The organism is Burkholderia sp. B21-005, assembly GCF_020843965.1.
GTDB classification, from domain to species: Bacteria; Pseudomonadota; Gammaproteobacteria; order Burkholderiales; family Burkholderiaceae; genus Burkholderia; species Burkholderia ambifaria.
This window is the reverse complement of the sequence record NZ_CP086302.1, coordinates 1,923,037-1,948,585: the sequence shown is the minus strand read 5'-3', so window position 1 is coordinate 1,948,585 and position 25,549 is coordinate 1,923,037. Positions and strand designations below refer to the sequence as shown.

Here is a 25,549-nt window from a genome sequence, read left to right as displayed (position 1 = left end):
GGGTCACGCGAGGTCGGGCGGCTTCAGCTCGGGGTGCCGCGCGTAGAGCGGGTTCATGAAGTCGAGCAGCATCGTGGTCAGTACTTGCGACACGAATTCGCGATAGGCGACGAATTCATGGGGCGGACAGGTCTCGTTGACCTGCCGCAGCGATTGATCCAGTTGCGCGCCCATCGACAGGATCATGTCGTTCAGTGCGGTGGCGATACGTTTGTCGTCGATCATGCGGTCTCCTTCTCGCGCCGTGGCGTGTGGCGCGTTCGTGCGGGTGTCACCCGCGGTTCGAGCGCGTATCGCCCGGGAGGTTCCGGCGACGCTGAACGGGCCGGTATCAGAGCTCGTCGCTCCACAGCTTCCCGGCCGTCGCCCAGTTCTCCTTCTTCACGTCGGCGAGGATGATGTCGACCGAGCCCGGGTCGCAGCCGAGCGTCTCGCACGTGGCGCGCGTGATCGCTTCGACGAATGCGCGTTTCTGCTCGACCGTGCGGCCTTCGAACAACTGGATATTGAAAGTCGGCATGATTGAATGCTCCGATGGGTTGGGGGGAATCGGTTCGTGTTCGTCGGGACGCCGGCGGCGTCAGTCGCGATATGACGGATCGATCCGGTCGAGGCGGCGCAGCAGCGCCGGCCATTCCAGTTTGCCCTCGATCGCGCCGCCGTCGCGCAGTTGCTCGGCGGTGCGGGCGGCGACGGCCGGCTCGGGCAGCACGAGCGGCCCGCCGCCTGCCTGCGCGCGCACCTGGATGTCGCACGCCTTGATCAGCGTATCCATCAGCACATACGCTTCGGCGACGGTCCGGCCGACCGTCAGCGTGCCGTGGTTGCGCAGCAGCATCGCGGATTTCGCGCCGAGACTGGCGGTCAGCCGCGCGCCTTCGGCCGGCGAGAAGGCGAGCGCCTCGTAGTCGTGATACGCGAGGTCGCCGTGAAACCGCAGCGCGTGCTGCGATGCCGGCAGCAGCCCGTCGCGCTGGATCGACACGGCGATGCCGGCCGTATTGTGCAGATGCATCACGCACACGGCGTCCGGCCGCGCGGCATGGACGGCCGCATGAAGTGCGAAGCCCGTCACGTTGACCGCGTGCTCGCTGTCGCCGATCCGATTGCCGGCCAGGTCGATCTTCACAAGATTCGATGCACGGACTTCGTCGAACGTGAGGCCGAACGGATTGATCAGGAAATGGCCGGGCTCGCCCGGCACCGTCGCGGACAGATGCGTATAGATCAGGTCGTCCCAGCCGTTCAGCGCGACGAGGCGATACGCGGCGGCGAGATCGACGCGCAGCCGGCGCTCGGCGTCCGAGATCGGGCCGCCGGGCTTCACGGCGTCAGGACGGTGTGCGAATGACGACATCGGGTTCTCCGAGGGTAAAGCGGCGCGCGACGGCCACCGTGAGCCACGACGCGAGCGCGAACGGAGCCGTGAGCGCCGGGACGCCCGCGTGCATCGCGAGCCACTGGATCAGCGCGGCCAGTGCGGCCGCCGCGAGCGCCGCGCGCGTGCCGCGCGACATCAGCGCAAGCGCGGCGAGCGCGCCGTTGAAGCCGAGCAGGCCGTCGGTGAATCCGGTATCGCCTGCGCCGAGTGCGACCAGCAGCACGGTCGACACGATCGCGCCGCCGAGTGCGAACGCGGCCGCGCGGCGGGATGCGACCGCGATGCCTGCAACGATCAGCATACCGGCCCACGCGCCTTGTGCGAAGGCGGTTTGCGCGACGCCTGACAGCAGCGCGGCGGCGACCGAGGAAAGCGTCGGCGCCGCATCCGTCGCGCCACCGCTCGCATGCTGCACCGCGACAAACGGCAGCCACAGCGCGGTGGCCGCCAGGCACGGACTCGAATACGAGCATTGGCGCCATTTCGCGAGCGGGGTGCGCATTGCGCGCTGCACGAGCGCGGCGCCGATCGCGGCGAGCGGTGTGAGCACGAGCGCCAGCGGGGCGGGCGCAAAGAGGACTGCCACCAGCGCGGCGAGCGCGCCGTTGAAGCCGTGCAGACCCTGTTCGACGGCGCGGCGTTCCGCGCCGGTCAGCACCGCGGTCACGTTCGCGGCGGCCGCGCCGACCAGCGCCGCGCACGCGAGCCGCAGGTCGGTCAGCGCGAGTGCGGCGACCAGCATCGCGCCGGTGAATGCATTCGCCTGCAGCACGATCTGTCCGATGCTGCGCAGCAGAATGCGCAGGTCGATCGACGGCGAGGCAGGGCGGGCGGTAGGCATGGCGGCGGTGGAGCAGGACGAGCCGCGAGCATAGGACACTATCGCGTGCACCGGAATAGGGAATTCTGGATACTCGGGATTTGAGGCGGGTGCCCCGAATTGGGGCGGAGAGCGTACGGATTCGGAACGCCTGTTAGCGTTTTCGCGAGATTTGTTCGCTCTGGTAGTAAATTTGGATCCTCGTTACCGTTTTCGGAGGAACGATGCGAGAAGTGCGCTGGGCGTCGCTCGAGGGCGACGGCATCGAACACCTGACGTTCGACCGTGTTGAAACCGGCATCGTCGTCGAAAGCGCCGTGGTCGGCCAGCGGTACGGCCGCGCGTACGGGCTTGCGTACCGGGTCGAGTGCGATCCGCGGTGGCGGGTCAGGTATGCGGTGCTGCGGGTGATGGGCGGCGGCACGCTCGAATTGCATGGCGACGGCGCCGGGCATTGGCGCGACGGTTCGGGCCGCGCGCTGCCGGAACTGGATGGCTGCGTCGACATCGACATCGCGGCGACGCCGTTCACGAATTCGCTGCCGATCGGCCGCCTCCGTCTCGCGCGCGGCGAGCGGCGGCCGATCGACGTCGCGTACATCTCGACGCCGGATCTGACCGTCGCGCCGGTCAAGCAGGCCTACGCCTGCATCGAGCCCGGCCGGCGCTACCGCTACGAAGGGATCTTCCGGAATTTCACGGCGGAGATGGACATCGATGCCGACGGGCTCGTGATCGACTACGAAACGCTGTTCAAGCGCCTGCCGGCGTTGCGCTGAAGCGCTGCGCTCGCCGTCGCGGGTGCCGCCGCTGGCGCCCGTCTTTCATGTGCCGCGGCAAACCGGTCGATCCGCACCGCGATCAGCTCCGGGTCGCGCACCACGATCCAGTGCGCGCCGTCGATTTCCTCGCGCACATGCTCGCCGAGCCAGCGCTCGAGATCGACCGACATCTCGGGCGTCACGTAGCGGTCGCGCACCGGCACGAGAATCTGGACCGGCGCCTGCGCATACCGCTCGCGCGGCCGTCTCGCCCGTGCGAGAAAATTCGCGCGGTAAAGCTGCAATCCGTTCAGCGCGTTCTTCAACTGCGCGGGATCGCGCTCGGGCCGCACACGCTCGGTCAACTGCAACCAGCGCGGCCACAGTGCGGCGCCGCCGAGCCGCCACACCAGCGACGGTACGACCGGCAGGTGGAAGAACGCGATGTACCACGACTTCAGGCTCTGCTTGAGCCGCAACTTCGCGCGGAACACGTGGTCGAGGCACGGCCCGGAGATCGACGTGTACGACGCGATCCGGCCGCGGAACGCGGGATCGGTCACGGCCTCCCAGCACTGGATCGACCCCCAGTCGTGACCGACGAGATGAAACGGCCGGTTGCCGCAGGTCGCGTCGGCGACGGCCTTCAGGTCCTCCGCGAGCCGCGCGAGCGCGTAATCGGTGCGGCGGCGCGGCGCATCGGACGCACCGGCGCCGCGCACGTCGTAGGCGATCACGCGGTAGCGCTTCGCGAGCCGCGCGCGCACCGGTGCCCACACGGCCGCCGAATCGGGATAGCCGTGCACGAGGATCAGCGGCGGCGCGCGCCGCGGGCCGCTGACATACACGGCGAGTTTCACGTCGCCGGAGTGGACGGTCAGCATCTCGTGCGCGCGCGCCATGACGTCATGCCTGCGCAACCGGGTGCAGCGGCACGCGGCGCGGGGCGGCCTGCGCCGCGTAGCGCGCGTTGGTCGCGTCGATGTTCGCGAGCAGCGTGTCGAGGCCCTGCAGGTACTGATGGTTGTCGTGGTCCCACGGATGGAAGCCCGGGCGGAAATAGTCGAGCCATTCGCCGGCGATGCTCGGGAACACGCCGTGCTTCGGGCTGTACAGGTACTTCACGAGGCGCCACATGCCGCCGAACTTGCCGTGTTCGCGACGATGCGCGCGCATCAGGCGCACGTGGAAATCGAACACGATCGTCCAGAAGAACACGGTCGTCGTCAGCATCGTGCCCGTGCGCAGCAGGTAGCTGCCGAGGCCCGGCTTCATCACGGTGGTCCATACGTCGTACGACACGGCCTTGTGCTCGGTTTCCTCCATCGCGTGCCACATCCACATCTGCTGGTAGCCTTCGACCGAGCCGTCGATGCGGTGCTCGTGGCCCGACAGCAGCTGGTTCGCGAGGATCGCCGTGTAGTGCTCGAGCGCGATCGTGATCGCGAGCTGCATCGAATGCGGCAGCACCTTCTTGAACCAGCCGAGGATCGTCCACAGGCGCTTGTCGAGCTTGTGCGCGGGCAGGCCCGACGCTTGCAGCAGGTCGTTGTATTCGATGTGCTCGCGCGTGTGCATCGCTTCCTGGCCGATGAAGCCGAGCACCTGCTTCTTCAGCTCGGGATCCTCGATCCGGTCGCGGTAGTTGCGCACCGAATCCATGAAGAAGCGTTCGCCGGCCGGGAACAGCAGCGACAGCGCGTTCATGAAGTGCGTGACCGGCACGCCCTGCACGTGCCAGTCCTTCGCGCGTTCGGGCGGCAAAGCGAAACGGATGTCGCGCCGCACCGGCATCATGTTCGGGGTCGTCATGATTGTTCACCTCCCTGATTGCCTGCGTTGTTGTAGGTGGCGTGCAGCGGTGCGGGCGCGGGCGTGCCGCGTGCCGCATGGCGGCGGGCCTTCGCGGCCTCGCGGCGCGTCGCGAGCACGACGAGCGCCTGGTAGGCGGCCGGCAGGATGCGCGCCATCCAGTCGGCGCCCTTCGCATCGCGGCCGATCAGCACGCGGCGCTTGTTCTTGCGCACGCCGGCGAGGATCGTGCGCGCGGCGTCGTCGGCGCTCGTGATGAAGAACTTCTCGAAGCTGTCCTTGCCTTGCTGCTCGCTCTCGACGATGAAGCCGACCATGTTTTTCGCGACGCGGCTCGACTGCGCGATGTTCGTGCGGATGCCACCCGGATGCACGCAGGTGGCCGACACGCCGCACTTCATCATGTCGAGTTCCTGGCGCAGCGATTCGGTGAAGCCGCGCACCGCGAACTTGGTCGCGTTGTAGCCGCTCATGCCCGGCTGCGCGAAGATCCCGAAGATGCTCGACGTGTTGATCACGTGGCCGTCGCCCGATGCCTTCAGGTGCGGCAGGAACGCCTTCGTGCCGTGCACGACGCCCCAGAAGTTGATGTTCACGATCCACTCGAGATCGCTGTATTCCATCCCTTCGATCGTGCTCGACAGCGCGACGCCCGCATTGTTGAAGATCAGGTTGACCTTGCCGTGCTCCTTCGCGGTGTCGTCGGCCCACGCGAACATCGCGTCGCGATCGCTGACGTCCAGCATGCGCGTCGACACGCGCACGTTCGGTGCGATCGCGCGGACGATCCGTTCGGTTTCGGCGAGGCCGACGCCGTTCTTGTCGGCGAGCGACACGTGGCAGCCGGCCCGCGCGAGCTGGACCGCGAGCGCGCGGCCCATGCCCGAGCCGGCACCCGTGATCGCGGCGACCTTGTTGGCGAAATCTCTCATGTCGGTGGTTCCTTGTCTGGCTCAGGCCGCTTCGGCGGAAGTTGAAGTGGAAGCGGCGGGCGCGGCGACGGGCCGCGCGGTCGTGTCGTGCCGCGGCGCGCCATACGCGTGGTAATCGGCGATCGAGAAGCGCGCGGTCGCCTGGCGGAAGCGCCACGTGAAGCCGGGCCACAGCGTCGTGTTCTTGCCGGTGCGCGGATCGAGGTACCAGCTCTTGCAGCCGCCCGTCGACCAGATCGCCTTCTTGAGCTTGCCCTGCAGGTCGTTGTTGAACTGCGCCTCGACGAGCGGGCGCACCTCGACCGCATCCGCGCGCTCGCGCTGCATCGCCTGCAGCGCGCCGAGGATGTATTCGATCTGCGACTCGATCATGAACACCATCGAGTTGTGGCCGAGGCCCGTGTTCGGGCCGACGATCATGAAGAAGTTCGGGTAGCCGGGCAGCGCCGTGCCGAGGTAGGCGTGCGCGCCGTCGCGCCACGCGTCGACGATGTCGAGGCCGCCGCGGCCGACGATCGCCCCGCGCGGATACGGATCGGCGACCTGGAAGCCGGTGCCGTAGATCAGGCAGTCGACTTCATGACGCTTGCCGTCGGTCGTCACGACCGCGTCGGCTTCGATGTGGTCGATGCCGGTCGTGATCACGTCGACGTTCTTGCGCGACAGCGCCGGGTAGTAGTCGTTCGAGATCAGCACGCGCTTGCAGCCGAGCGTGTAGTTCGGCGTGACGGCCTTGCGCAGCGCCGGATCGGGGATCTGCTTGCGGATGTGACGCAGCGCGAGCTTCTGCACGTTCTTCATCAGCGACGGATGGATCGCAAAGCCGAGCACGCGCGATTCGAGCATCCAGTAGATGCCGCTGCGCACGGCCTTCTGCGTGAACGGCAGCGTGCGGAACAGCCATTTCTCGAAGCCGGTCAGGTTGCGGTCGGGCTTCGGCATGATCCATGGCGGCGTGCGCTGGAACAGCGCGAGTGCCTTCACGCGCGGCGCGATCTGCGGCACGAACTGGATCGCGCTCGCGCCGGTGCCGATCACCGCGACGCGCTTGCCTTCGAGCGGGTAGTCGTGATCCCACTGCTGCGAATGGAAGGCGCGGCCCTGGAAGTTTTCGACGCCGGGGATCGCCGGCAGCGCGGCGCGCGACAGCCCGCCCATGCCCGACACCAGCACGCGCGCCGACAGCCGCTTGCCGTTCGCGAACGTGAGGCGCCAGCGCTGCGCGGTTTCGTCGTACTCGGCGCGCTGCAGTTCGTGGTTCAGGCGCAGGTGCGGGCCGACGCCGAAGCGCTGCACGCAGTCCTCCAGATACGCGCGGATCTCCGGCTGCGGCGCGAACATGCGCGTCCAGCGCGGGTTCGGCGCGAACGAGAACGAATAGACGTGCGATTGCACGTCGCATGCACACCCGGGGTAATGATTGTCGCGCCACGTGCCGCCGACCGATGCGGCCTTCTCGAGGACGACGAAGTCGGTCACCCCTGTTTGCCGCAGGCGGATCGCCATCCCCAGCCCGGCAAAGCCGGTGCCGATGATGGCAATGTCGATGGTTTCGTCCGGGCCATCGTGGCCGGGCGGGCCGAAAGGCAAGGTGCGAGCATTCATCCGGGTGTCTCCGATTTGGCTCATTTTTTAATGTTACATTGGTTGATGTAACGATAGTGGGTGAGCCCGGAAACCGCAAGCGGCTAGAAGCGACGCTCTAACGGCAGGAAGCCTGACGGGAAAAGGCTGAGCGGGGTTTGGAACGGGCTGCTTTCCGCATTGCGGGAGGCGCGGAAAGGGCCGTCGGCAGGGCGGGACCGGCGATGAACGACACTGCCGGTACGCCGCGGTCTGTTTGAAACAGTATCAGGGACGGATCGAGCGGGCGGCCGTCTCATGGAAAACCCCGGCCACGATCAGGACCTGCGCGAGCGCGTAGAGGCCCCAGATCAGGTAGTCGATGGCGGGAAAGCCACCGAGGAACCGGCCGACGCCGATCAGCGTATCGGAGCCGACGAAGATCAGGCTGCCGATGGCGACCAGCGCGCTGCGCGTGCGGGCGGCGAGCGCGTAGCTCGCCATTACGCACAGCACGAGCATGTAGACGGCGACCGGCGCCAGCAACTCGCCGAGGTGCGGGAAGAACGCGACGTAGAACGCCGGCGCGGCGATCCACAGCGCGACGAGCGCGACGATGCGCCAGCCGTGCGGCCGCGCGCGCCACCGGAAGAAGATCGCGCAATAGCACATGTGCGTGAGCAGGAACGCGCCGAGGCCGAACACGAACGACAGCGGCCAGTCGGGCCGTGCAAGCAGCACGTCGCCGAGCACGGCAGTCGCGAGCGCCGCGCACAGCCACGCGCGTTCGCGCGGCGCGCCGCAGGTGCTGCCGGCCGCGAGCAGCAGGATGCCCATCGCGGCTTTTGCGGCGGCCTGCCCCGGATAGGGCGCGGCGGCGAGCGACAGCCCGTACAGCAGCGCGGCGGCGATGGCGAGCGGCCAGAGCCGGCGATAGGCGGCGGGAAGCGTGGCGATCAAGGCGAGGGTCTCCGGTTTGTGGTTGTTTGTGGGCGGACGGCGCGCCGTCGCGGGCGCGGCTGCCGGCCATTATCCGGAAGAACGGGTGCGCAAGAACCGGCGAATCCTTCTAGGAAACGTAGGCGATGGATGGCGACGGGCGGCGAGGCCGCCGCTGGATTTTTCCGCGCGTTGCCCCGGCTGAACCGGGGCAACGCCTTCAATTCGGCTTGCTATGATCGCCGCGGTATTGCCGTTGTCGATGTCGTTGTCCCGTCCGGCCGCGCGACAGGATGCACAGCCGTTGCGTGCCCGATGAATCCATGCCGTGTCCGGCCCGCGCGCCAATACCAGGCGATACGGGCGGCCCGGCCGCCACGACTACAGGTCCGACCATGACCGAACTTCTCCACGGCGACGGTGCGATCCGTCGCACGACGCCGTACGGCTCCTCGATCGAAAATACTTATGCGGGCGTGCTGTCGTTCATGCGCCGCAACTATTCGCGTGCGCTCGACGGTGTCGACGTCGCGATTTCCGGCGTGCCGCTCGATCTCGCGACGACCTATCGTGCCGGCGCAAGGCTCGGGCCGGCCGCGATCCGCGCGGCGAGCGTGCAACTCGCGGAGCTCAATCCGTATCCGTGGGGCTTCGATCCATTCGACGATCTCGCGGCCGTCGACTATGGCGACTGCTGGTTCGACGCGCACAATCCGCTGTCGATCAAGCCGTCGATCGTCGAGCATGCGCGCACGGTCCTGCGCTCGGGCGCGAAGATGCTGACGCTCGGCGGCGACCACTACATCACGTATCCGTTGCTGGTCGCGCACGCGGAGCGCTACGGCAAGCCGCTGTCGCTGATTCATTTCGACGCGCACTGCGATACGTGGGCCGACGACGAACCGGACAGCCTCAATCACGGCACGATGTTCTACAAGGCCGTGAAGGAAGGGCTGATCGATCCCGCGACGTCCGTGCAGGTCGGTATCCGTACGTGGAACGACGACTTTCTCGGGATCGAGCGGCTCGATGCCGCGTGGGTGCACGACCACGGCGCGCGCGCGGCGGTCGAGCGGATCGTCGATATCGTCGGCGCGCGGCCCGCATACCTGACGTTCGACATCGATTGCCTCGATCCGGCGTTCGCGCCCGGTACGGGCACGCCGGTCGCGGGCGGGTTGTCGTCAGCGCAGGCGCTCGCGATCGTGCGCGGGCTCGGTGCGGTGAACCTGATCGGGGCGGATGTCGTCGAGGTGGCGCCCGCCTACGATCACGCGGACATCACCGCGATCGCGGCCGCGCATATCGCGTGCGATCTGCTGTGTCTGTGGCGACAGAAGAAGGTGGCGGGTGCGTTGAAGTAAAGCGGGCCGGCGCAGGCCGCCGGCGCGTCGCTGGAACGATGGCCGGGCGTTGGCTTTAGCCGCGCGTGTCGATCCAGTTGCGTGCCCAGCGGCTCGAATGCTGCAGCGCTTGCTCTTCGCTCACGAAGTAATCGAGCGAATAGAACTGGTAGCGGCCTTCGGCGCGTTCGAGCAGCAGGTTGGATGAAAAACTACCGTCGGGCAAACGATGTGCCGAGGGTTGAACGGCATAGCCGTTGTACTGTTGAATTCGTTGGTTTTGCATTTGCGTTTTAATTTTAATAATGTTCGAGTGCGCGCGTGCCGTGCGAAATGTGCACGGATGCGCCGATTCAAAGCCATTGCGAGCTGAATCTGAAGCAGTCGAAAAGCGGAAAAGGGGCCTTGCAGCCAGAGGGGAGAATGAAGTGCAACGAGGCGTGTGGCGCTCGGCAAGCTGCTGATCAATCAGATGCAGCTAAGAGCAATCGCGCCAACTTTGGGAGTCGAAGCTCCGCGAGGATGTCGCTGCAACCCGGCGTCCGTTACGGGAGGCCGGGTCCTTCAAACCTTACAGCGGCTTGATGTTGGCCGCTTGCAGACCCTTCGGGCCTTGCTTCGTTTCGAAGCTCACCTTCTGGTTTTCAGCCAGCGTCTTGAAGCCGTCGGCGCGAATTTCCGAGAAATGCGCGAACAGGTCGTCGCCGCCGTTGTCCGGGGTGATGAAGCCAAAGCCTTTGCTGTCGTTGAACCACTTGACGATACCGGTATCCATGAAGAATCCTTGATGAAAAAAATAGAAAGATTTTGCTCTATGAGAGAGCGTTTGAAGCGTCAAGGAGGGAGAGGACCACGAATATCGCTGGGTAGCGACAATTGATGAACAGCAATCGAACTTCTTGAACTTCTGGCGACACACTACGCGCCGCCAGTGCGGCCGTCAATCGTTATGTTGTAACTGTTTCATTGGACGGTCCGGTTGGCGGACGAAACGATGCGGCCCCGAATGGCTGCGCGCCCGATCCCGCGTGGCGCGCAGGTACCGTCATCATACCGCGGCACAGCTCGAAGGCATGCAGGCCGGCTTGCCCCGCACCCCCGGATTTCAGCCGATTCGAGCGCGTCCTGCCCGAAACTGTCCGGCGATCGTTGCGACGCGTGCGCCATACCGGCGTGCCGTCTCGAGATCCCCGGGCGACATCTCGTCGGGCGACGCGTCGGCCGGCGTCTGCGCCATCGGCGCGATATAGGAGCCCATGCGATTCAGGTCGTCACGCATCGAGGCTTTCACGTTTGCCGGCTTGATGTCCATGCTCGCCCAGATCCCGCCGTGCTGGCCGGCGAGCAGGACGAAGTATTCGAGCGTATTGAGCTTGTCGCCGTTGATGCTTGCGCTGTTGGTAAAGCCGCCAAAGATCTTGTCGCGCCATCCGGCGTCGAACCAGACCTTCGACGATGCATCGGCGAACTTCTTGAACTGCCAACTCGGGCCGCCCATGTAGGTCGGCGAGCCGAACAGGATCGCATCGGCGCTGGCGAGCATGTCCCACGCGTGCGCTGCAATATTTCCGTCCGCGTCGATTGCGACGAGTTCGGCGCCGGCACCCTCGGCGACCGCCGTTGCCATACGTTCGGTATGCCCGTAGCCGGAGTGGTAGACGACGACCGCTTTAACCGAAGAAGTGTGTTGCGTCATGGTTGTTCCCTTTCGTTCAGGTTGTCGTCGGGCGACGACATGGGAAAGCACTCTACTGAGTCGCAACCGGGTTATAAATGATGACCGATTGAACGTGCTGTTACTTCCAGGGTGAACAATGCAAAACCTCGACGCGCTGTTGATCTTTGCCCGTGTCGCCGAAATGACGAGCTTCACGCGGGCGGCCGAAAGCCTCGGCATCCAGAAAGGACGTGTGTCGATGGTGATCCGCAAGCTCGAGCGCGACGTGGGGGTGGCGCTCCTGCATCGGACCACGAGGAGCGTGCAACTCACCGAAGACGGCCGCGCCTTCTATTCCCGCGCACGGGACCTGCTGGCCGAAGTACAGGAATTGCAATCGATGTTCTCGGGTAACGGCACACGCCTGCGCGGAAGGTTGCGCGTCGACATGCCGACCGAACTGGCACGCAGCGTCGTGGTTCCCGCGTTACCGCAACTGATGGCCGCGCATCCCGAGCTCGAACTGGAACTGTCGAGCACCGATCGGCGCGTCGATCTCGTCCAGGAAGGGTTCGATTGCGTGATCCGGCTGGGTCCGATCGCCGACGACACGCTGATTGCCCGACCGCTGGGCAAGCTGCGCATGACGAATGCGGCGAGCCCGGGCTATCTGGCACGGTACGGCATCCCGCACACGCTCGACGATCTGCGCAGCCAGGGGCACCGGATGGTCCATTACACGCTGACGCTCGGCGCCCGGCATCCCGGATGGGAATATCCGCATGGCGACGGCTATGCGTCGCTGCCGTTGCCCAGCGCGATGCAGGTCAACAGTGTGCAGACCTATCACGCAGCCGGGCTTGCCGGCATCGGGTTGATCCAGGCGGGATATTCGGCGCTCGCGCATCACATTGAAAGCGGCGCGCTGGTCGAGGTTCTGCCCGACCTGCGTCCCGAGCCGCTCGCGGCGTCGCTCGTGGTGGCCCATCGGCGCAATCTGTCGCCGCGCGTGCGGGCCTTCATGGACTGGATCGAGGGCGTGTTGGCGCCCTATCTGGATTAGCCGCGAGGGTAGCGGCGGCAGCGGTCGGGGCAGGGAACCCGTTGGCAGGTCGTCCCGCGTTTCCCGCAAATTCGAGAAGAAAAAAAAGCCGACGGGCAGGGTGTCCGTCGGCCTCGTTCGAGTGCGTTGGCGTTACTTCGCGGCGAGCGCACTCGCCACGTTCGTGTCGATCCACGCATTCTCCGCGACGCTCAGCTTTTGCGGAATCAACTTTGCCGTATGGAACGCATCGGCAACCCGCTGCTGCGCCGCGACGATCCGGTCGTCGAGCGGCACCGCGCCGAATGGTACGCGCTTGATCCACGTCTCGACGAGCGGTTGCGGCAGGCCGACCTTCGGCGCGAGCAGTGCGGCCGTGTCGGCCGGATGCCCGTTGACCCACTGGCCCGTTTCGCGCGCCTGTTTCAGGATCGCGCCGACCACGTCCGGATGCTGTTGCGCGAAGTCGCGCGTCGCTTCATAGAAGTTGTTGGTCGCCGCGAGCCCCGTATAGTCGGACAGCGTGCGCACCTTCAGCGCATTCTGCGCGGCCGCATAGTACGGGTCCCATACGACCCACGCGTCGACGTTGCCGCTCTCGAACGCTGCGCGCGCGTCGGCCGGCGCGAGATACACGGGGTGAATTTCGTCGTAGCGCACGCCAGCCTTCTTCAGCGCTTCGAGCAGCAGGTAGTTCGCGCTCGAGCCTTTCTGCAGCGCGACCTTCTTGCCGCGCAGCTCGGCGACCGAACGGATCGGCGAATCGGCCTTCACGAACACGGCTTCGTTGTGCGGGGCCGGCGGCTCCGCGCCGACATAGACGAACCGCACGCCGGCCGCCTGCGCGAACACCGGCGGCGGCGCGCCCGTATAGCCGAAGTCGATGCTGTTCGCGTTCAACGCTTCGAGCAGTTGCGGGCCGGCGGGGAATTCGAACCACTGCACGCCATAGCCGAGCGGCTTGAGCCGTGCTTCGAGCGAGCCTTGTGCCTTGATGATCGATAGCAGGCCGGCCTTCTGGTAGCCGATGCGCACGACCTTGTCGGCGCCGCCCTGCGCAAAGGTCGACGTGGCGGAGAGCGCCACGAGCGCGACGGCGGCAGTGCGGGTGATCCAGCGGGTGAAACGAATCATCGAACGAGCTCCATGCGAAACGTCTTCTGGCGAGCGGCCGGTGCCGCCCGGTTGGAAGAATCGTCGCATGGGCGATCGCGCCCGCAAACGAAGCATTGCCGATATGAATATGACGGCGACGGCCCTATGCTTTGTCGCCGTCGCCTTGCGGATCGGACGTATCGGTCGTGCCGGATTGCCGCGCCGCCTCGTCGCTGAGCTTCTTGTCGAGGATCGTCGCGACGCGCCCGCCGAGATAGGCGCTTGCCGCGTTCTCGAGCGCACGGTTCGTCTCGCCTTCGACGAACACGGCCGCGAGCGGGCGCAGGCGCCAGATTGCATCGACGAGCGCGGGCACGTCGGTCACCGGCGGCAGCGTGCCTTCGTCGTAGCGGTCGAGCCGCTTCACGACGAGATCGACGAGTAGCCGCGCGATCGCGTCGAAGTGCGGCCGCGCGAGGCTGATCACGTCGAGCAGTTCGCGCGGCGGGATGCCTTCCTTCGTCATCGCGGCCGCTGCCTCGAGCAGCGCGGGGCTTTTCGCGACGAACGACAGGCCGTGCCGTTCGAGCAGCCCGAGTTCGGTCACGCGCGACAGTTGCGACGCCGTCTGCGGGCCGAACATCTGCGCGAGGGCGGCGAGCGAATAGGTTTTCGGCAGTTCGTGCGACCAGCGACCGCCGATCGCGTTTTCCAGGCCGAGGATCGAGCGCAGGTCGTGACCTTCGTCGATCGCCTTGATCAGGTCCTGGATGTTCGACAGCGTGTAGCCGCGTGCGAGCAAGTGGTTGATCAGCTTCAGGCGGGCGACGTGCGTGTCGTCGTAGATGCCGACGCGCCCGCGCTTCTCGGGCGGCGCGAGCAGCCCGCGATCCTGGTACGCACGAACGTTGCGCACGGTCGTGTCGGACACGCGCGCGAGTTCGTCGACCGTGTACTCGTTGCGGGAATTCGCGGCGGCCTCGTCCGGCATGGTGGGAGTCTGTTTTGACATGCGGCCATTCTAGCGCGACGCGACAGGCTCGGGCGAGGCGGGGAGCGTGCGTGCGCCGTCGCCGAGCGCGCGCTGCATCAGCGCGGTATCGATCCAGCGGCCGTGCTTGAAACCGACCGCCTTCAGCATGCCCGCCGGCTCGAAACCGAATGCGCGGTGCAGCGACGTGGAGCCGCCGGTGCCCCCGTCGGCGATCACCGCGATCATCTGTCGCCACGGGCCGGTCTCGCACCGCGCGATCAGCGCCGCGAGCAGCGCGCGGCCGATGCCGCGGCCGCGCTGTGCGTCGTCGATGTAGATCGAGTCCTCGATCGTGTGGCGGTATGCGCTGCGCGTGCGATACGGCGTCGCATACGCGTAGCCGGCGATGCAGCCGTCGCATTCCGCGACGAGATAGGGCAGCCCGTGACGCAGCACCGCGTCGCGGCGCGCGCGCAGTTCGTCGACGTCGGGCGACGTCTCCTCGAACGACGCGACGCTGTGGTGCACGTGGTGCGCATAGATCGCGTGAATGGCGGCGAGATCGGACTCGGTCGCGTCGCGGACGACGCAGGCGGTAGCAGCGGGCATGGTGGCGGAGCGGGCGGACGAAACCGCTACTATGCCGGCCGCCGGGCGGTGCGGTAAAGGCATCGGCAGCGTCGTGCACCTGGCATGCCGGGCGTACCGGTCTACAGGTGGCCGTCCGCGGCGCGCACCGCGTCGGCGATCGCGTCCGCGACGCGCTGCACGCGCGGCGAGCGTCGCACGTCCGGGTGGACGACGAGCCAGATCTCGCGCTCGACATCGCAACGAGGCGCCGACGTCAGTTCGACGAGCGCCGCGGTGGCCGGCAGCGACGGATCGGCCGAGGCCGGCGTGCCCGCGCCCGCGTCCATCACCGGTGCATCGACCAGAAAGCGCGGCAGCAACGCGATCCCCGCGCCGGCCACGCACGCACGATGCAGCGCGGCCAGATCGTTGGCGACGAACGCGAAGCGGCGGCCGGCCGCGAAGCGTTCGAGCCACTGCTGTTGCGGCACCTGCGCGAGTGCGTCGTCGTAGCCGAGGAATGCCCAGGTGTCGGACGGCTCGGCGGCCCGCTCGGGCGACGCGCACAGCGCGAAGCGCATCGTGCCGAGCCGGCGCGCGGCCAGCCCCGGCTCGCTCGGTCGCGACAGGCGCACCGCGAGGTCGGCTTCGCGTGCGTACAGGTTGGCCGCGTGCATTTCGCCCATCAGGTCGATCCGCAGCGCGGGCCATGCGCGTTGCGCGCGGGCGAGCCGCGGCGCGAGGAAGTGGCTCGCAAATACCGGCGACGCCGACACGCGCACGACGCCGTCGAGCGCCGCCGCCCCCTGCGCGGCGCGCGCGAACGCATGCACGTCGGCTTCGACGCGGGCCGCGTGCTCGGCGAGATGCAGCCCTTCGTCGGTCGGCGGCCAGCCGCGCGGCAGCCGGTCGAACAGCCGGATGCCGAGCGCGGATTCCAGCGCGTCGATGCGCCGAGCGACCGTCGAATGCTGGACCTGCAGGACCCGCGCGGCGGCCGACAGGCTGCCGCCGCGCATCACCGCGAGGAAATAGCGGAGGTCGTCCCAGCTCATCGGCAGCGGAGATACCGGCGTCAGATCGGTCGAATTTTGCACGGTAGATGGGCGCGTAACGGGAATTCCGATCGATTATGCACGGTGGGATGATCGTGTCACTTCATTCGATTGCGAGGAACGTCATGACCCAGGTTGTCACCGCCACCCGGATCGGGATCGACCGCTACGGCGACGCCGGCGTGCTGCGCCGCGTCGATGCGCCCGTCGGGCCGCCCGGCGCCGGCGAGGTGCGGATTCGCCAGACCGCCGTCGGCGTGAATTTCGTCGACATCTATTTCAGGACCGGCGCGCATCCGTTGCCGGCGCTGCCGGACGCGCTCGGCGTCGAGGCGGCCGGCGTGATCGACGCGGTCGGCCCCGGCGTGACGGCGCTCGTCCCGGGCCAGCGCGTCGCGTATGCGGGGATGCCGACCGGCAGCTACGCGAGCCTGCGCACGCTGCCCGCCGAGCGCGTGGTGCCCGTGCCCGACGGCGTGAGCGACGACGCGGCGGGGGCCGGGCTGCTGAAAGGGATCACCGTCTACATGCTGCTGCACCGCGTCCGACAGGTCGGCGCGGGCGACACCGTGCTCGTGCATGCGGCGGCCGGCGGCGTCGGGCTGCTGGCGACGCAGTGGGCGCGCGCGCTCGGCGCGCGGGTGATCGGTACGGTCGGCTCGGCCGCGAAGGCCGCATTGGTGCGCGCGCATGGGGCGGAAGCGGTGGTCGACTATCGCGAGGAGGACTTTGTCGCGGCGGCCCGCGCGTTCGGCGGCGGCGCGGGCGTCGACTATGCGATCGACGGGATCGGCGGCGACGTGCTGACGCGTACGCTCGGCGCGGTCCGGCCGTTCGGGATGGTCGCGAGCATCGGACAGGTTGCCGCGATCGGCGCGCGGCAGACGATCGATCTCGACGAACTGGGCCCGGCCCGCTCGATCGCGCTGGCGCGGCCGAGCGTGCTCGGCTTCATTGCGCGAGACGTCGCGGGGTATCGGGAAGCGGCGCGCGCGACGCTCGAGCGGCTCGCGGACGGGATGCACGTGGAGATCGGCGCGCGGCTGCCGCTCGAACGGGCGGCCGACGCGCATCGTTTGCTGGAGTCGCGTCAGACGACGGGCGGGGTGGTGCTGGTGCCGTGACGGCCGAGCGCGCGGCGACCGAAGGGCGTGACGAGGATCACCTCGTGGTGTTGATCGGCGGCCAGGCGGCGGCGCCATGCCGCCGCTGCTTGCCGATCAGTGATGCGTGCGCAACGGCGCACCCTCGACGAACCACGCGAGCACGAAGGCGATCGCGATCACGCCCGCCGCCGACAGATACACCACATGCAGCGACCCGGCGAACGCGTGCAGATACGCATCGCGCACCGCCTCCGGCAACTGGTGCACGGCCGCCGGGCCGAGCGCGGTCGGCAGCTCCGTGCCGGCCGGCAGCGCCTGCGTGATGCGCGACTGCAGCCCGTGCGAGAACAGCGCGCCGAACGCGGCGACGCCGAGCGAGCCGCCGATCGAGCGGAACAGCGTCGCGCCCGACGTCGCGACACCCATGTGCCGGAATTCGACCGTGTTCTGCACGGCGAGCGTCAGCACCGGCATCACCATGCCGAGCCCGATCCCGAGCAGCGCCATATACGCGTACATGGTGTGCAGCGGCGTGTCGAGCGACAGCGTCGACAGCAGCGCCATCGCGATGCCGCCGATCAGCGTCCCCGCGATTGGAAACGGGCGATACGTGCCGAACCGCGAGATCAGCCGGCCGCTCGCGACCGACATCGCGAGCATCCCGCCCATCATCGGCAGCAGCTGCATCCCGGCCTGCGACGGCGTCGATCCCTTCACGACCTGCAGATAGAGCGGAATGAACGTGACCGAGCCGAACAGCGCGATGCCGACGACGAAGCCGATCAGGCTCATCAGCACGAAGGTGCGCTGGCGGAACAGTTCGAGCGGCATGATCGGCTCGGCCGCGAGCCGCTCCTCGTAGACGAAGCCGCCAAGCGCGACCAGCCCGAGCACGAGCGTCATCCACAGCTGCGGCGACGACCACGGCAGCAGCGAACCGCCTTCACTGGTGAACAGGATCACGCAGGTGAGGGCCGTCGCGAGGAACGCGGCGCCCATGTAGTCGATCCGGTGCTTCACGTGCGCGGTGTGCGGCCGGAACACGATGCCGATCACCGCGAGCGCGAGCGCGCCGAGCGGCAGGTTGATCGTGAAGATCCAGCGCCACGACAGGTGTTCGACCAGGAAGCCGCCGAGCAGCGGCCCGACGATCGTCGCGAGGCCATACACGCCGCCGAACATCCCCTGGTAGCGCGCACGGCGGTCGGGCGGCACCAGGTCGCCGATCGCGGCCATCGTCACGACCATCAGCCCGCCGCCGCCGAACCCTTGCAGCGCACGCAGCACGATCAGCTGCGTCATGTCCTGTGCGATGCCGCACAGCGCGGAGCCGGCGAGAAACAGCACGATCGCGGCCTGCAGCACGATCTTGCGGCCGTACAGGTCGCCGAGCTTGCCGTACAGCGGCAGCACGACCGTCGACGACAGCAGGTACGCGGTGACGACCCACGACAGCTGGTCGAGGCCGCCGAGCTCGCCGACGATCGTCGGCAGCGCGGTCGACACGATCGTCTGGTCGAGCGCGGACAGCAGCATGACGAGCAGCAGCGCGCCGATGACCAGCCCGGTCGGCGTGTCGCGGCGGGCCGCTTCGGCGGCCGGCGGAGCAAGGAGGGTATCGGTTCTCATCGAGATATCTGCCATGGCAGGGAATTGACCGAAATATAGAGTCAATTAATTGACCAGTCAATTTCTGCCGAGCCTCGATTTGTTGCACCGGTAACAGAAGATTGCCGGCCGGAAATTTGACCGCGATCAGCCCGAAAGAGGGCCGGACTCAAGTTTTTTGCAGGCAAACCGTAATCCAGAGTGCCGCGCGCCGAATGCCGCGGCACCTTTCATCGCTCACGTGCCGTCATGAACCTGAACGCCCTGTTTTCCCGTTTCTCGATCCGTACGCGGATTTTTTCCACGCTCGGTCTCGTCGCCGTGCTGCTCGTCGTGTCGGGCCTGATCGGCCTCATCGGCATGCAGAGCTCGAACCGTGCGCTCGACGAGGCCTATACGCGCCAACTGGCCGCGAAGACCGCGCTGTCCGCCGCGAGCCTGAACCTGACGATCGTGCGTACCACGCTCGACCGCGCGCTGCTGCATCCGGAGGCGCCGGACGTGCCGGATCTCCTCAAGAAGGCCGACAACTATCTCGCGAAGGCCGACGCCGCGTGGCGCACCTACGCGGGCATGCCGCACGACGGCGACGAAGGTCCGCTCGCGACCCGGCTCGACGCCGCGCGCCAGGCGCTGATCGGACAGGCGTTGAAGCCGCTGAGCGACGCGATCCGCGCGGGACGTCGCGACGACGCCGACCGGCTGCTGATGACGGTCGCGCCGCCGCTGTCGGTCGCGCTCACGCAGGCGACCGATGCGCTCGATGCGTACCAGGTCGCACGCGGCAAGGATGTCTACGACACCGCCCAGACCTATTACGGCTGGATGCGCGCGGGCGCGATCGCCGGCATCGCGTTCGGGCTCGCCGCGTGTTTCGGCTGCGCGGTCGGCCTGCATTTCGCGATCACGCAACCGGTGAACCGGCTGCTGTCGCATTTCCGCCGCCTGTCGGAAGGCGACCTGACGTCGGAAGTGCGCTGGTCGTCGCGCGACGAGATGGCCGAACTGGTCAAGGGCGTGACGGGCATGCAGCGCAGCCTCGCCGATACGGTGCGCCAGGTCAGCCAGGGCTCCGAAGCGATCTCGAGCGCGACGCACCAGATCGCGGCCGGCAACACCGACCTGTCGCAGCGCACCGAGGAGCAGGCATCCGCGCTGCAGCAGACGGCCGCGAGCATGGAACAGCTGACGGCGACCGTGAAGCAGAACGCCGATCACGCGGTCGAGGCGCAGGCCTGCGCGGACACCGCGAGCGAGATCGCGACGCGCGGCGCGACGGTCGTCGGCGAAGTGATCGGCACGATGAACGAGATCGACCAGAGCTCACAGAAGGTGGCCGACATCATCGGCACGATCGAGGGCATCGCGTTCCAGACCAACATCCTCGCGCTGAATGCGGCGGTCGAAGCCGCGCGCGCGGGCGAGCAGGGCCGTGGCTTCGCGGTGGTCGCGGGCGAAGTGCGCACGCTCGCGCAGCGCTCGGCCTCCGCCGCGAAGGAAATCCGCACGCTGATCGGCGAGTCGGTCGAGCGTGTCGCGACGGGGTCGCGGCTGGTCGGCGTGGCTGGCGCGACGATGCAGGACATTCAGCAGGCGATCGGCCGCGTGACGGGCATCATGACCGAGATCGCGGCCGCGTCGAACGAGCAGCGTGACGGGATCGAGCAGGTGAACCTCGCGGTGTCGCAGATGGACCAGGTGTCGCAGCAGAACGCGGCGCTGGTCGAGCAGGCGGCGGCCGCGGCTGCGTCGCTCGAGGAGCAGGCCGACGGGTTGCGGCGGGCGGTGGGGGCGTTTCGGGTGGCTTGAGTGATCGTGGGGTGGGCGGCGCAAGGGGCAGCAACGCGGCTGCGCCGTGCGCCGCCAACGACATACTTCACAGGCTCGGTCCATGGCGTGTATTGAGAATGTAGCCATGATCGAGAGGTTTTATTTCGTGGGGCTCAAAACAGCGGCAACCTGGCACGAAGCCAGTCCCACTTGGTTGGCGGAATCTTCAGGTATTTTTCAGGGCTGGACTCATCGGTCAAGTCGATATAACGCACCAGATTGCCCTTGTAATTCAACGGTCGATGAAAAAGTGCGCCGTGATACCAATTGACCGAGAAATATCGTCTTGCAAGAAGTTCTCCTTTATCGCTGAAAACTTCCAACACTATTTCGTCATTCGTCGCGTCTTGATCGTTCCCGCCGGTACCGCACATTTTGAATCGATATTGAACGCCATTCATATTTTTCGTGCCGCCATCCAATGTGTCTGGCCTGTCATAGAAATCGCATCGGCCATAGATGGGGCGACTGAGATGGGTGATAAAACCTGTGGCAATGAAAATAATAATGGCTAAGCCAATGTATTTGATGGCTCTAGTCTGCATATCTCGCCAAGCTCAAAGTTAATGGGTTTATTTAACTTCAAATAGATTGGTTTGGAATATATCATGAAGTCCATGCCGTGGCGGTGTCTTTCTCTCCAACGATTGTAGTCTGCATTGTAGATCGGAAAGTAGACATCCGATTCTTTGAATTTGCCAAACAGACTTCTACGCGTATCTACTGGCTTGTTGAGGCTCTTTGCCAAAATGTCGATGTCGGAATCGCGCTTTGGTGAACTTGATTCCGTGAGTAACGCTCCGGAGCAATAATGACCCCGCGTTTATTACAGTGTCCTAAATATTGTTTTCCGTTGAATGAGTAACTATCTTTCACGTAAAGGTAAATGTGCGTGATTTTTCCTGTGACGTTGAGACAGTACAAATTTCCAGATTTTTCATATTTGAAATATTTCTCTCTTGAGGAAATTTCTACGTTTCCTATGGCGACGTAGATGTTGAAGTTGGCCAATGCCCCCGTGAGGTCCGTTGGGGTAAGATTATTGAGGGTATCCCAATTTCTTATTGGTAATAGCTGAAATTGCCAATCGTTGTGAAGTTTTCGCAAATCGCCGGTAAGTCTCGACGTATTGATGTTGAGCGTTGAATGTCGTTCGAGAAAAAGCTTTTTGACGAAGGGCTTGATGATATTTGTGGCTGCGCGGATGGATCGCTCGCTATAAATATCTCCATCGATAAGTTTTTTATATTTTTTCTTGACGCTTCCGAATTTCAGTACCCAGTCAAGGGTGACGTCAACTTCGTTCGATGGTTGGGTTGAGGTCGGGGCGTCATTGTACGTATGCGCAGGCCCCGCAAACCATATCCGAGCAAGCCTGGCTGAAACCTTCCAACCCAAATTGTCCATCGCAATTGGCACGTCCTGAAGATCGAAAGGCGGTGGATTTTCGCAAACTTCCGATTCCGCTTGTTTCGGCGGCGTTTTAGGCGTTGCCTGATCAGCCTTCGGCTGTAATTGAGGCGCAGCCGGCTGCTTCGGCGTCTGCGGGGCTTGAGTGATCGCATCGAGATGAGCGGGGGGTGGCGGCTTTTCCCCCGGGGCATGTCTGTCGATCGACACGCTCTTTTGAGTCTCAAGAGGAACGCATCCCTGGCGCCCCTTGTACTCCTTCAGTTCTGGTCCCCACCATCCCTTTTGCGGCTTGTAGTACGGCGCTTTTTTTACGTCGGCCATCGAATATTCCGCTTGCAACGAATGACCTGACATCGTAGTGACAGGCCGCAAGCGGATAAATCATCGGGTATGGCCGGAACAGGACGAAACGCGAGCGCACAAGGGGGGCGGGCAGAACGAAATGTTCCCAACTGTTGCAACAGGCATCGCGACCGAGATCGCCGTCATGCCGGACGCCCCGTGCCGTCGCGTCAATCGCCCGTGAGCTGCGCGGCCGAGCGCGCCGACGCGACGAGCAGCAGCTTCATCGTCGCACGCGTCGCGCCGACGAACAGCTTGCGGGCTGCACGCGCATCGAGCGTGTCGAAGTCGATTTCGGTGAGGATCACGCACGGTGCGGATTGCCCCTTGAAGCGGTAGATCGAATCGAGCAGCACGTCGCCTTCGCGATATTCAGGGTTGCCGAACAGATCGTACTTGCCGGTGAAGCGCTTGACGCGGTGCGGGCCGAGCTGGTCGAGCGGCGCGAGCACCGAGCTTTCGCGGCCGCGATACGACAACACCGCGATGTCCTGCTTGCGAAAGCCGAGCGACAGCGCGTGCGTGATCGCGCGCTTGGTCGCGTCGATGCAGGCTTCGACGAGCGCGTCGCCCGATGCGCCGTCTTCACCGTATGACGACACCGACGGATCGGAACCGTCGAAGGGGCTGCCCGAGCGTAGTTCCACCGCGAGCGGCTCGACGCGGCCGACGATGTCGCGCACGAATTCGAGCAGGTCGCGCGGACTGCGGTAGTTCGTCAGCGCCTTCAGCGTGACCCAGCCGGGCAGCGCGACGGGCTCGCGCAGATAGAGGTTCTGCAGCGGGTCTTCCAGCCACCACCAGGCCCCGTCCGGCGAGAGCAGGCGCTCGAGCGCCGTCGCCCACGGCGCATGGAAATCCTGGCCTTCGTCGACGATCAGCACGTCGAAGCGCCAGCGTTCCGGAATCGGCGCTTCCGCAAAGCGCGCCTCGAGCCGTTCGAACGCACCCGGCACGTCGAAGTCGGGCGTATAGCCGCCGTCGCGGGCCACCCAGTCGCACAGCTGATGGTAGTTCGCGATTTTCGCGCCGGGCGGCGCGATGCGTGCGATGTAGTCGGCGAGCGGCCGGTTGAAACAGACGTAGAGCACGCGCTTGCCGGCCGCGACCGCGTCGCGCATCGCCTGCACCGCGAGCTGCGTCTTGCCCGAACCCGCGGTGCCCGTCACGCGCAAGCGGAACGGCGTGAACTCGAGCTGCCGCGCCCATGCGGCGAGCCCGCCCGACAGCCGCGTGACGAGCGTGCCGGCCTGCCCGACGAGCGCACTCGTGTCAGGCGTGAGCGCCAGCTCGTCCGCGAGGAAATGATGCAGCTTCGCCGCGTTCGGCAACGTTTCGTCGTGCTCGGGCAGGATCTGCAGGATCACCTGCGCGAGCTGCGTCTTGCGCGACGCGTCGACGATGCGATCGGCCGCGACGCCGGCAATCGCCGTTTCCCGGATCGAGTAGTCGGGGCAGTACAGCAGCGCCTCGACGCCGTAGACGCCCGCGCCGAGCGCGGCGGTCAGCCGCCGGTGCAGCGTCTCCTGCGTGCGCGCGAGCTGGATCGGGACGTTGCGCTCCTTCTGCAGGTAGACCTTCACGAGCCCCTTCGGCGTTTCGCGCAGGAAGCCGGCCTTCTGCTCGATCAGCAGTACGCGGCCGGCCGGGCTCACGACGACGAACGCCGCTTCGCCGAACACCGAGAAGCCTTGTTCGGCGCGCGTCCAGTGCACGCCGTGATAGACGGTGTAGGTGTCAGGCAGCGCGTGTTCGAGGGCGGCAAGCGTCTCGCGCTCGCGTTCGGCCGCGCCGGTGGCGGCGAGGCTTTTCCAGTCGTCGGGAATGAGGCGGGCCATGAAGGGGCGGCGGATGCCGGTCGTGAACAGGGTCCGGCTATTGTACTGAGGAACCTGTTCGCGACCGCTGCGCCGCGCGGGCGCCGGCCATGCGAAGGCGGGCGGCGCGGTGGGCGGGCGTTACCCGCGTGCGAGCCGTTTTGCGAGATCGGCGCTGAGGATCGCCATGCGCGCGGGTTTTTCGTAGCAGACGACGTCGAACGTGCGGATCACTTCGCTGATGTCCGCCTCGCTCGCGCGGCCGGTGAGCAGGTCGCCCGTCAGTACGAAGATCGGCGCGCCCGGATTGTCGGACGTGCGCACCGCCTTGATCGCGGTGGCGGCCGTGCTGCCGTCGAACAGCCATTCGGTGACGACCGCGTCGAACGCCTGGCCCTGCAGCGCATCGACGAACGGCGCGAGGCCGTCGAACGCGGCCGTCGCGAAACCCTGCCGTTCGAGATAGCGGCACAGCTCGGTCGCGCTGACGCGATCGGGATCGATCACCGCGACGACGAGCTTGTCGCTCTCCGCGCGGCGCGGATAGATCTCGATCTTGTGCACGTCGTATGCGTTCTGGTACAGCACGCCCGTGTGGCGCAGCACGCGCCAGCGGCCGTTCTGTTCATAGGCGACGAACTCGGGGCGCGCGCCGGCTTCGAGCGGCGCACCGATCCATGCGGTGCACGGAATTTCGGCGACGCCGGCGTACAGTACGGCCTCCTGCGAATAGGCGCCGACCATGCCGGGGTCGAGCGTTTGCGCGCCGAACAGTTGTGCGGCGGGCTCGCCGTAGGCTTCGGCGACTTTCTTGATTTGCGCGAGCGTCCAGGGGCTGCTGCCGCGCAATTTGCGGTGACCCTGCGAAAAGCTCAGGTCGAGGATGCGGCACAGCTCGGTGGTCTGCTGGCGCTTGCCGATGCCGTTGCGGGTCATCAGTTCGCGCACGCGCTCGGCAACCGCGAGGGAATCCGTGGTGATTGCTTCAGTGGTCATGCTACGGGAACGGATCTTGACGTTCAGAACGACGCCTTGCGGCAGTCTCGGCGGACAGTCTTGACGACGTCCAGTGGCGAGCCGACCGGCCACGCGCGGAAAAGATAACTTTACCGCAAAACGCCGGCCATTCCATGTCGCGAAAGGTGCGTTTCTGTGAAAGGTGTGTCACGACGTTACGGCGGCCCGGCGGCGTGCATCGCGCGCCACTGGCCCGTTCGCAACCCTCGGGCGCGGATCGCGCGGTGGCGGGACACGATTCCTCGCAAGGCGGCACCTAATTGCACCGCTTGGCCGACGGGATGCACCAGGGCAGGGCGCATTCGCGGTCCGGAGCGCGGCATCGTGCCGTTTTCCGGCGACAAATATTTACATCACTTCGTGCGTCCCGGTCGGGCGGAACCGCATCTTATACGCGGATCGTTTGATGGTTTAGTCTAATGAACCCACTGCGGCTACCTTCGCGAGCGGGCATGAACGCGGCGGGGCGCCAT

The 25,549-nt window shown here is 66.1% G+C and carries 27 protein-coding genes; 5 read left to right on the top strand and 22 right to left on the bottom strand.

The genetic code is table 11. The annotated features are described in order from the left end of the window. Positions 1–3: 3 nt before the first annotated feature. The 4 genes from LMA02_RS25180 to LMA02_RS25165 form a co-directional block, all read right to left on the bottom strand. Positions 4–225: a hypothetical protein gene (locus LMA02_RS25180; RefSeq protein ID WP_006751258.1), complete on the bottom strand. Its 222-nt coding sequence runs from the start codon at positions 223–225 to the stop codon at positions 4–6. Positions 226–331: 106 nt separating this feature from the next. Then, positions 332–520, bottom strand: a complete 189-nt coding sequence (locus LMA02_RS25175) for a 4-oxalocrotonate tautomerase (protein ID WP_011659070.1) — start codon at positions 518–520, stop codon at positions 332–334. Between the two features lie 60 nt (positions 521–580). Further along, entirely contained in the window at positions 581–1,357 is a 777-nt protein-coding gene (locus LMA02_RS25170) for a class II aldolase/adducin family protein (protein WP_228907958.1), read from the bottom strand. Continuing rightward, positions 1,332–2,222, bottom strand: a complete 891-nt coding sequence (locus tag LMA02_RS25165; protein WP_228907957.1) for an urea transporter — start codon at positions 2,220–2,222, stop codon at positions 1,332–1,334. The genes LMA02_RS25170 and LMA02_RS25165 overlap by 26 nt, the downstream gene beginning before the upstream one ends. A gap of 203 nt (positions 2,223–2,425) precedes the next feature. On the opposite strand from LMA02_RS25165, the gene LMA02_RS25160 reads away from it, so the two are divergent. Then, positions 2,426–2,980 carry a putative glycolipid-binding domain-containing protein gene (locus tag LMA02_RS25160; protein ID WP_228907956.1) on the top strand — a complete coding sequence of 185 codons (555 nt, stop codon included), beginning with the start codon at positions 2,426–2,428 and terminating at the stop codon, positions 2,978–2,980. On the opposite strand, the gene LMA02_RS25155 is transcribed toward LMA02_RS25160, so the two are convergent. From LMA02_RS25155 to LMA02_RS25135, 5 genes are all read right to left on the bottom strand, one after another. After that, on the bottom strand, positions 2,941–3,864 hold the full coding sequence (locus LMA02_RS25155; protein ID WP_228907955.1) for an alpha/beta fold hydrolase: 924 nt from the start codon (positions 3,862–3,864) through the stop codon (positions 2,941–2,943). The two genes, LMA02_RS25160 and LMA02_RS25155, sit on opposite strands and share 40 nt — an antisense overlap. Positions 3,865–3,868: 4 nt before the next feature. Further along, a complete protein-coding gene (locus tag LMA02_RS25150) occupies positions 3,869–4,774 on the bottom strand; it encodes a metal-dependent hydrolase (RefSeq protein WP_228907954.1) in 906 nt (301 codons plus the stop codon). Further along, a complete protein-coding gene (locus LMA02_RS25145; RefSeq protein ID WP_228907953.1) occupies positions 4,771–5,706 on the bottom strand; it encodes an SDR family NAD(P)-dependent oxidoreductase in 936 nt (311 codons plus the stop codon). The genes LMA02_RS25150 and LMA02_RS25145 overlap by 4 nt, the downstream gene beginning before the upstream one ends. A 21-nt stretch (positions 5,707–5,727) precedes the next feature. Continuing rightward, complete coding sequence (locus LMA02_RS25140) at positions 5,728–7,311, bottom strand: flavin-containing monooxygenase (RefSeq protein ID WP_228907952.1); 1,584 nt, start codon at positions 7,309–7,311, stop codon at positions 5,728–5,730. A 246-nt stretch (positions 7,312–7,557) separates the two neighbouring features. Beyond that, on the bottom strand, positions 7,558–8,229 hold the full coding sequence (locus tag LMA02_RS25135) for a lysoplasmalogenase (RefSeq protein WP_228907951.1): 672 nt from the start codon (positions 8,227–8,229) through the stop codon (positions 7,558–7,560). A gap of 374 nt (positions 8,230–8,603) precedes the next feature. Here LMA02_RS25135 and speB point away from each other — a divergent pair, with 374 nt between their 5' ends. Beyond that, positions 8,604–9,572 (top strand): agmatinase, encoded by a 969-nt coding sequence (gene speB / locus LMA02_RS25130; RefSeq protein WP_228907950.1) that lies wholly within the window; start codon positions 8,604–8,606, stop codon positions 9,570–9,572. 55 nt (positions 9,573–9,627) lie between these two features. Here the strand turns inward: speB and LMA02_RS25125 are convergent, their stop codons facing one another. The 3 genes from LMA02_RS25125 to LMA02_RS25115 all read right to left on the bottom strand — a co-directional run bounded on the left by LMA02_RS25125 (position 9,628) and on the right by LMA02_RS25115 (position 11,247). Beyond that, a complete protein-coding gene (locus LMA02_RS25125; protein ID WP_006753082.1) occupies positions 9,628–9,837 on the bottom strand; it encodes a hypothetical protein in 210 nt (69 codons plus the stop codon). A gap of 285 nt (positions 9,838–10,122) precedes the next feature. Further along, positions 10,123–10,326 carry a cold-shock protein gene (locus LMA02_RS25120; RefSeq protein WP_006485974.1) on the bottom strand — a complete coding sequence of 68 codons (204 nt, stop codon included), beginning with the start codon at positions 10,324–10,326 and terminating at the stop codon, positions 10,123–10,125. Between the two features lie 330 nt (positions 10,327–10,656). Then, complete coding sequence (locus tag LMA02_RS25115; RefSeq protein WP_228910005.1) at positions 10,657–11,247, bottom strand: flavodoxin family protein; 591 nt, start codon at positions 11,245–11,247, stop codon at positions 10,657–10,659. Positions 11,248–11,365: 118 nt separating this feature from the next. Between LMA02_RS25115 and LMA02_RS25110 the strand changes: the two genes are divergently transcribed. Next, positions 11,366–12,271 carry a LysR family transcriptional regulator gene (locus LMA02_RS25110; RefSeq protein WP_228907949.1) on the top strand — a complete coding sequence of 302 codons (906 nt, stop codon included), beginning with the start codon at positions 11,366–11,368 and terminating at the stop codon, positions 12,269–12,271. 132 nt (positions 12,272–12,403) lie between these two features. Here the strand turns inward: LMA02_RS25110 and LMA02_RS25105 are convergent, their stop codons facing one another. The 4 genes from LMA02_RS25105 to LMA02_RS25090 all read right to left on the bottom strand — a co-directional run bounded on the left by LMA02_RS25105 (position 12,404) and on the right by LMA02_RS25090 (position 15,943). Continuing rightward, positions 12,404–13,384 (bottom strand): sulfonate ABC transporter substrate-binding protein, encoded by a 981-nt coding sequence (locus LMA02_RS25105; RefSeq protein ID WP_228907948.1) that lies wholly within the window; start codon positions 13,382–13,384, stop codon positions 12,404–12,406. A gap of 124 nt (positions 13,385–13,508) precedes the next feature. Then, positions 13,509–14,357 (bottom strand): MerR family transcriptional regulator, encoded by an 849-nt coding sequence (locus tag LMA02_RS25100; protein ID WP_228907947.1) that lies wholly within the window; start codon positions 14,355–14,357, stop codon positions 13,509–13,511. Between the two features lie 9 nt (positions 14,358–14,366). Further along, entirely contained in the window at positions 14,367–14,927 is a 561-nt protein-coding gene (locus LMA02_RS25095) for a GNAT family N-acetyltransferase (RefSeq protein WP_228907946.1), read from the bottom strand. Positions 14,928–15,028: 101 nt separating this feature from the next. Next, positions 15,029–15,943: a LysR family transcriptional regulator gene (locus LMA02_RS25090; protein ID WP_228910004.1), complete on the bottom strand. Its 915-nt coding sequence runs from the start codon at positions 15,941–15,943 to the stop codon at positions 15,029–15,031. 125 nt (positions 15,944–16,068) lie between these two features. Here LMA02_RS25090 and LMA02_RS25085 point away from each other — a divergent pair, with 125 nt between their 5' ends. Next, a complete protein-coding gene (locus LMA02_RS25085) occupies positions 16,069–17,067 on the top strand; it encodes a quinone oxidoreductase family protein (protein WP_228907945.1) in 999 nt (332 codons plus the stop codon). Positions 17,068–17,163: 96 nt separating this feature from the next. Here the strand turns inward: LMA02_RS25085 and LMA02_RS25080 are convergent, their stop codons facing one another. Beyond that, on the bottom strand, positions 17,164–18,678 hold the full coding sequence (locus LMA02_RS25080; protein ID WP_228907944.1) for an MDR family MFS transporter: 1,515 nt from the start codon (positions 18,676–18,678) through the stop codon (positions 17,164–17,166). Positions 18,679–18,906: 228 nt separating this feature from the next. Here LMA02_RS25080 and LMA02_RS25075 point away from each other — a divergent pair, with 228 nt between their 5' ends. Continuing rightward, a complete protein-coding gene (locus tag LMA02_RS25075; protein WP_228907943.1) occupies positions 18,907–20,466 on the top strand; it encodes a methyl-accepting chemotaxis protein in 1,560 nt (519 codons plus the stop codon). A 134-nt stretch (positions 20,467–20,600) separates the two neighbouring features. On the opposite strand, the gene LMA02_RS25070 is transcribed toward LMA02_RS25075, so the two are convergent. The 5 genes from LMA02_RS25070 to LMA02_RS25055 form a co-directional block, all read right to left on the bottom strand. Continuing rightward, complete coding sequence (locus LMA02_RS25070; RefSeq protein WP_228907942.1) at positions 20,601–21,032, bottom strand: hypothetical protein; 432 nt, start codon at positions 21,030–21,032, stop codon at positions 20,601–20,603. Beyond that, entirely contained in the window at positions 20,999–21,235 is a 237-nt protein-coding gene (locus LMA02_RS35330; protein WP_267478981.1) for a DUF6402 family protein, read from the bottom strand. Before LMA02_RS35330 ends, LMA02_RS25070 begins: the two co-directional genes overlap by 34 nt. Continuing rightward, positions 21,208–22,221, bottom strand: a complete 1,014-nt coding sequence (locus LMA02_RS25065; RefSeq protein ID WP_228907941.1) for a DUF6402 family protein — start codon at positions 22,219–22,221, stop codon at positions 21,208–21,210. The genes LMA02_RS35330 and LMA02_RS25065 overlap by 28 nt, the downstream gene beginning before the upstream one ends. Positions 22,222–22,412: 191 nt before the next feature. Next, positions 22,413–24,080, bottom strand: coding sequence for an ATP-dependent helicase (locus LMA02_RS25060; protein ID WP_228907940.1), 1,668 nt, complete (start codon positions 24,078–24,080; stop codon positions 22,413–22,415). Between the two features lie 120 nt (positions 24,081–24,200). Continuing rightward, entirely contained in the window at positions 24,201–25,055 is an 855-nt protein-coding gene (locus tag LMA02_RS25055; RefSeq protein ID WP_006753096.1) for a helix-turn-helix domain-containing protein, read from the bottom strand. Positions 25,056–25,549: the final 494 nt, after the last annotated feature.

Bases quoted from the DNA above. Each gene is read 5' to 3' on its own strand.
- LMA02_RS25110 (WP_228907949.1), top strand. From the start codon at position 11,366: ATGCAAAACCTCGACGCGCTGTTGATCTTTGCCCGTGTCGCCGAAATG.
- speB (WP_228907950.1), top strand. From the start codon at position 8,604: ATGACCGAACTTCTCCACGGCGACGGTGCGATCCGTCGCACGACGCCG.
- LMA02_RS25070 (WP_228907942.1), bottom strand. From the start codon at position 21,032: ATGCAGACTAGAGCCATCAAATACATTGGCTTAGCCATTATTATTTTC.
- LMA02_RS25090 (WP_228910004.1), bottom strand. From the start codon at position 15,943: ATGAGCTGGGACGACCTCCGCTATTTCCTCGCGGTGATGCGCGGCGGC.
- LMA02_RS25060 (WP_228907940.1), bottom strand. From the start codon at position 24,080: ATGGCCCGCCTCATTCCCGACGACTGGAAAAGCCTCGCCGCCACCGGC.
- LMA02_RS25155 (WP_228907955.1), bottom strand. From the start codon at position 3,864: ATGGCGCGCGCGCACGAGATGCTGACCGTCCACTCCGGCGACGTGAAA.
- LMA02_RS25065 (WP_228907941.1), bottom strand. From the start codon at position 22,221: ATGGCCGACGTAAAAAAAGCGCCGTACTACAAGCCGCAAAAGGGATGG.
- LMA02_RS25170 (WP_228907958.1), bottom strand. From the start codon at position 1,357: ATGTCGTCATTCGCACACCGTCCTGACGCCGTGAAGCCCGGCGGCCCG.
- LMA02_RS25140 (WP_228907952.1), bottom strand. From the start codon at position 7,311: ATGAATGCTCGCACCTTGCCTTTCGGCCCGCCCGGCCACGATGGCCCG.
- LMA02_RS25055 (WP_006753096.1), bottom strand. From the start codon at position 25,055: ATGACCACTGAAGCAATCACCACGGATTCCCTCGCGGTTGCCGAGCGC.
- LMA02_RS25145 (WP_228907953.1), bottom strand. From the start codon at position 5,706: ATGAGAGATTTCGCCAACAAGGTCGCCGCGATCACGGGTGCCGGCTCG.
- LMA02_RS25095 (WP_228907946.1), bottom strand. From the start codon at position 14,927: ATGCCCGCTGCTACCGCCTGCGTCGTCCGCGACGCGACCGAGTCCGAT.
- LMA02_RS25175 (WP_011659070.1), bottom strand. From the start codon at position 520: ATGCCGACTTTCAATATCCAGTTGTTCGAAGGCCGCACGGTCGAGCAG.
- LMA02_RS25105 (WP_228907948.1), bottom strand. From the start codon at position 13,384: ATGATTCGTTTCACCCGCTGGATCACCCGCACTGCCGCCGTCGCGCTC.
- LMA02_RS25160 (WP_228907956.1), top strand. From the start codon at position 2,426: ATGCGAGAAGTGCGCTGGGCGTCGCTCGAGGGCGACGGCATCGAACAC.
- LMA02_RS25150 (WP_228907954.1), bottom strand. From the start codon at position 4,774: ATGACGACCCCGAACATGATGCCGGTGCGGCGCGACATCCGTTTCGCT.
- LMA02_RS25080 (WP_228907944.1), bottom strand. From the start codon at position 18,678: ATGAGAACCGATACCCTCCTTGCTCCGCCGGCCGCCGAAGCGGCCCGC.
- LMA02_RS25115 (WP_228910005.1), bottom strand. From the start codon at position 11,247: ATGACGCAACACACTTCTTCGGTTAAAGCGGTCGTCGTCTACCACTCC.
- LMA02_RS25120 (WP_006485974.1), bottom strand. From the start codon at position 10,326: ATGGATACCGGTATCGTCAAGTGGTTCAACGACAGCAAAGGCTTTGGC.
- LMA02_RS25165 (WP_228907957.1), bottom strand. From the start codon at position 2,222: ATGCCTACCGCCCGCCCTGCCTCGCCGTCGATCGACCTGCGCATTCTG.
- LMA02_RS25085 (WP_228907945.1), top strand. From the start codon at position 16,069: ATGACCCAGGTTGTCACCGCCACCCGGATCGGGATCGACCGCTACGGC.
- LMA02_RS25100 (WP_228907947.1), bottom strand. From the start codon at position 14,357: ATGTCAAAACAGACTCCCACCATGCCGGACGAGGCCGCCGCGAATTCC.
- LMA02_RS25075 (WP_228907943.1), top strand. From the start codon at position 18,907: ATGAACCTGAACGCCCTGTTTTCCCGTTTCTCGATCCGTACGCGGATT.
- LMA02_RS25125 (WP_006753082.1), bottom strand. From the start codon at position 9,837: ATGCAAAACCAACGAATTCAACAGTACAACGGCTATGCCGTTCAACCC.
- LMA02_RS25180 (WP_006751258.1), bottom strand. From the start codon at position 225: ATGATCGACGACAAACGTATCGCCACCGCACTGAACGACATGATCCTG.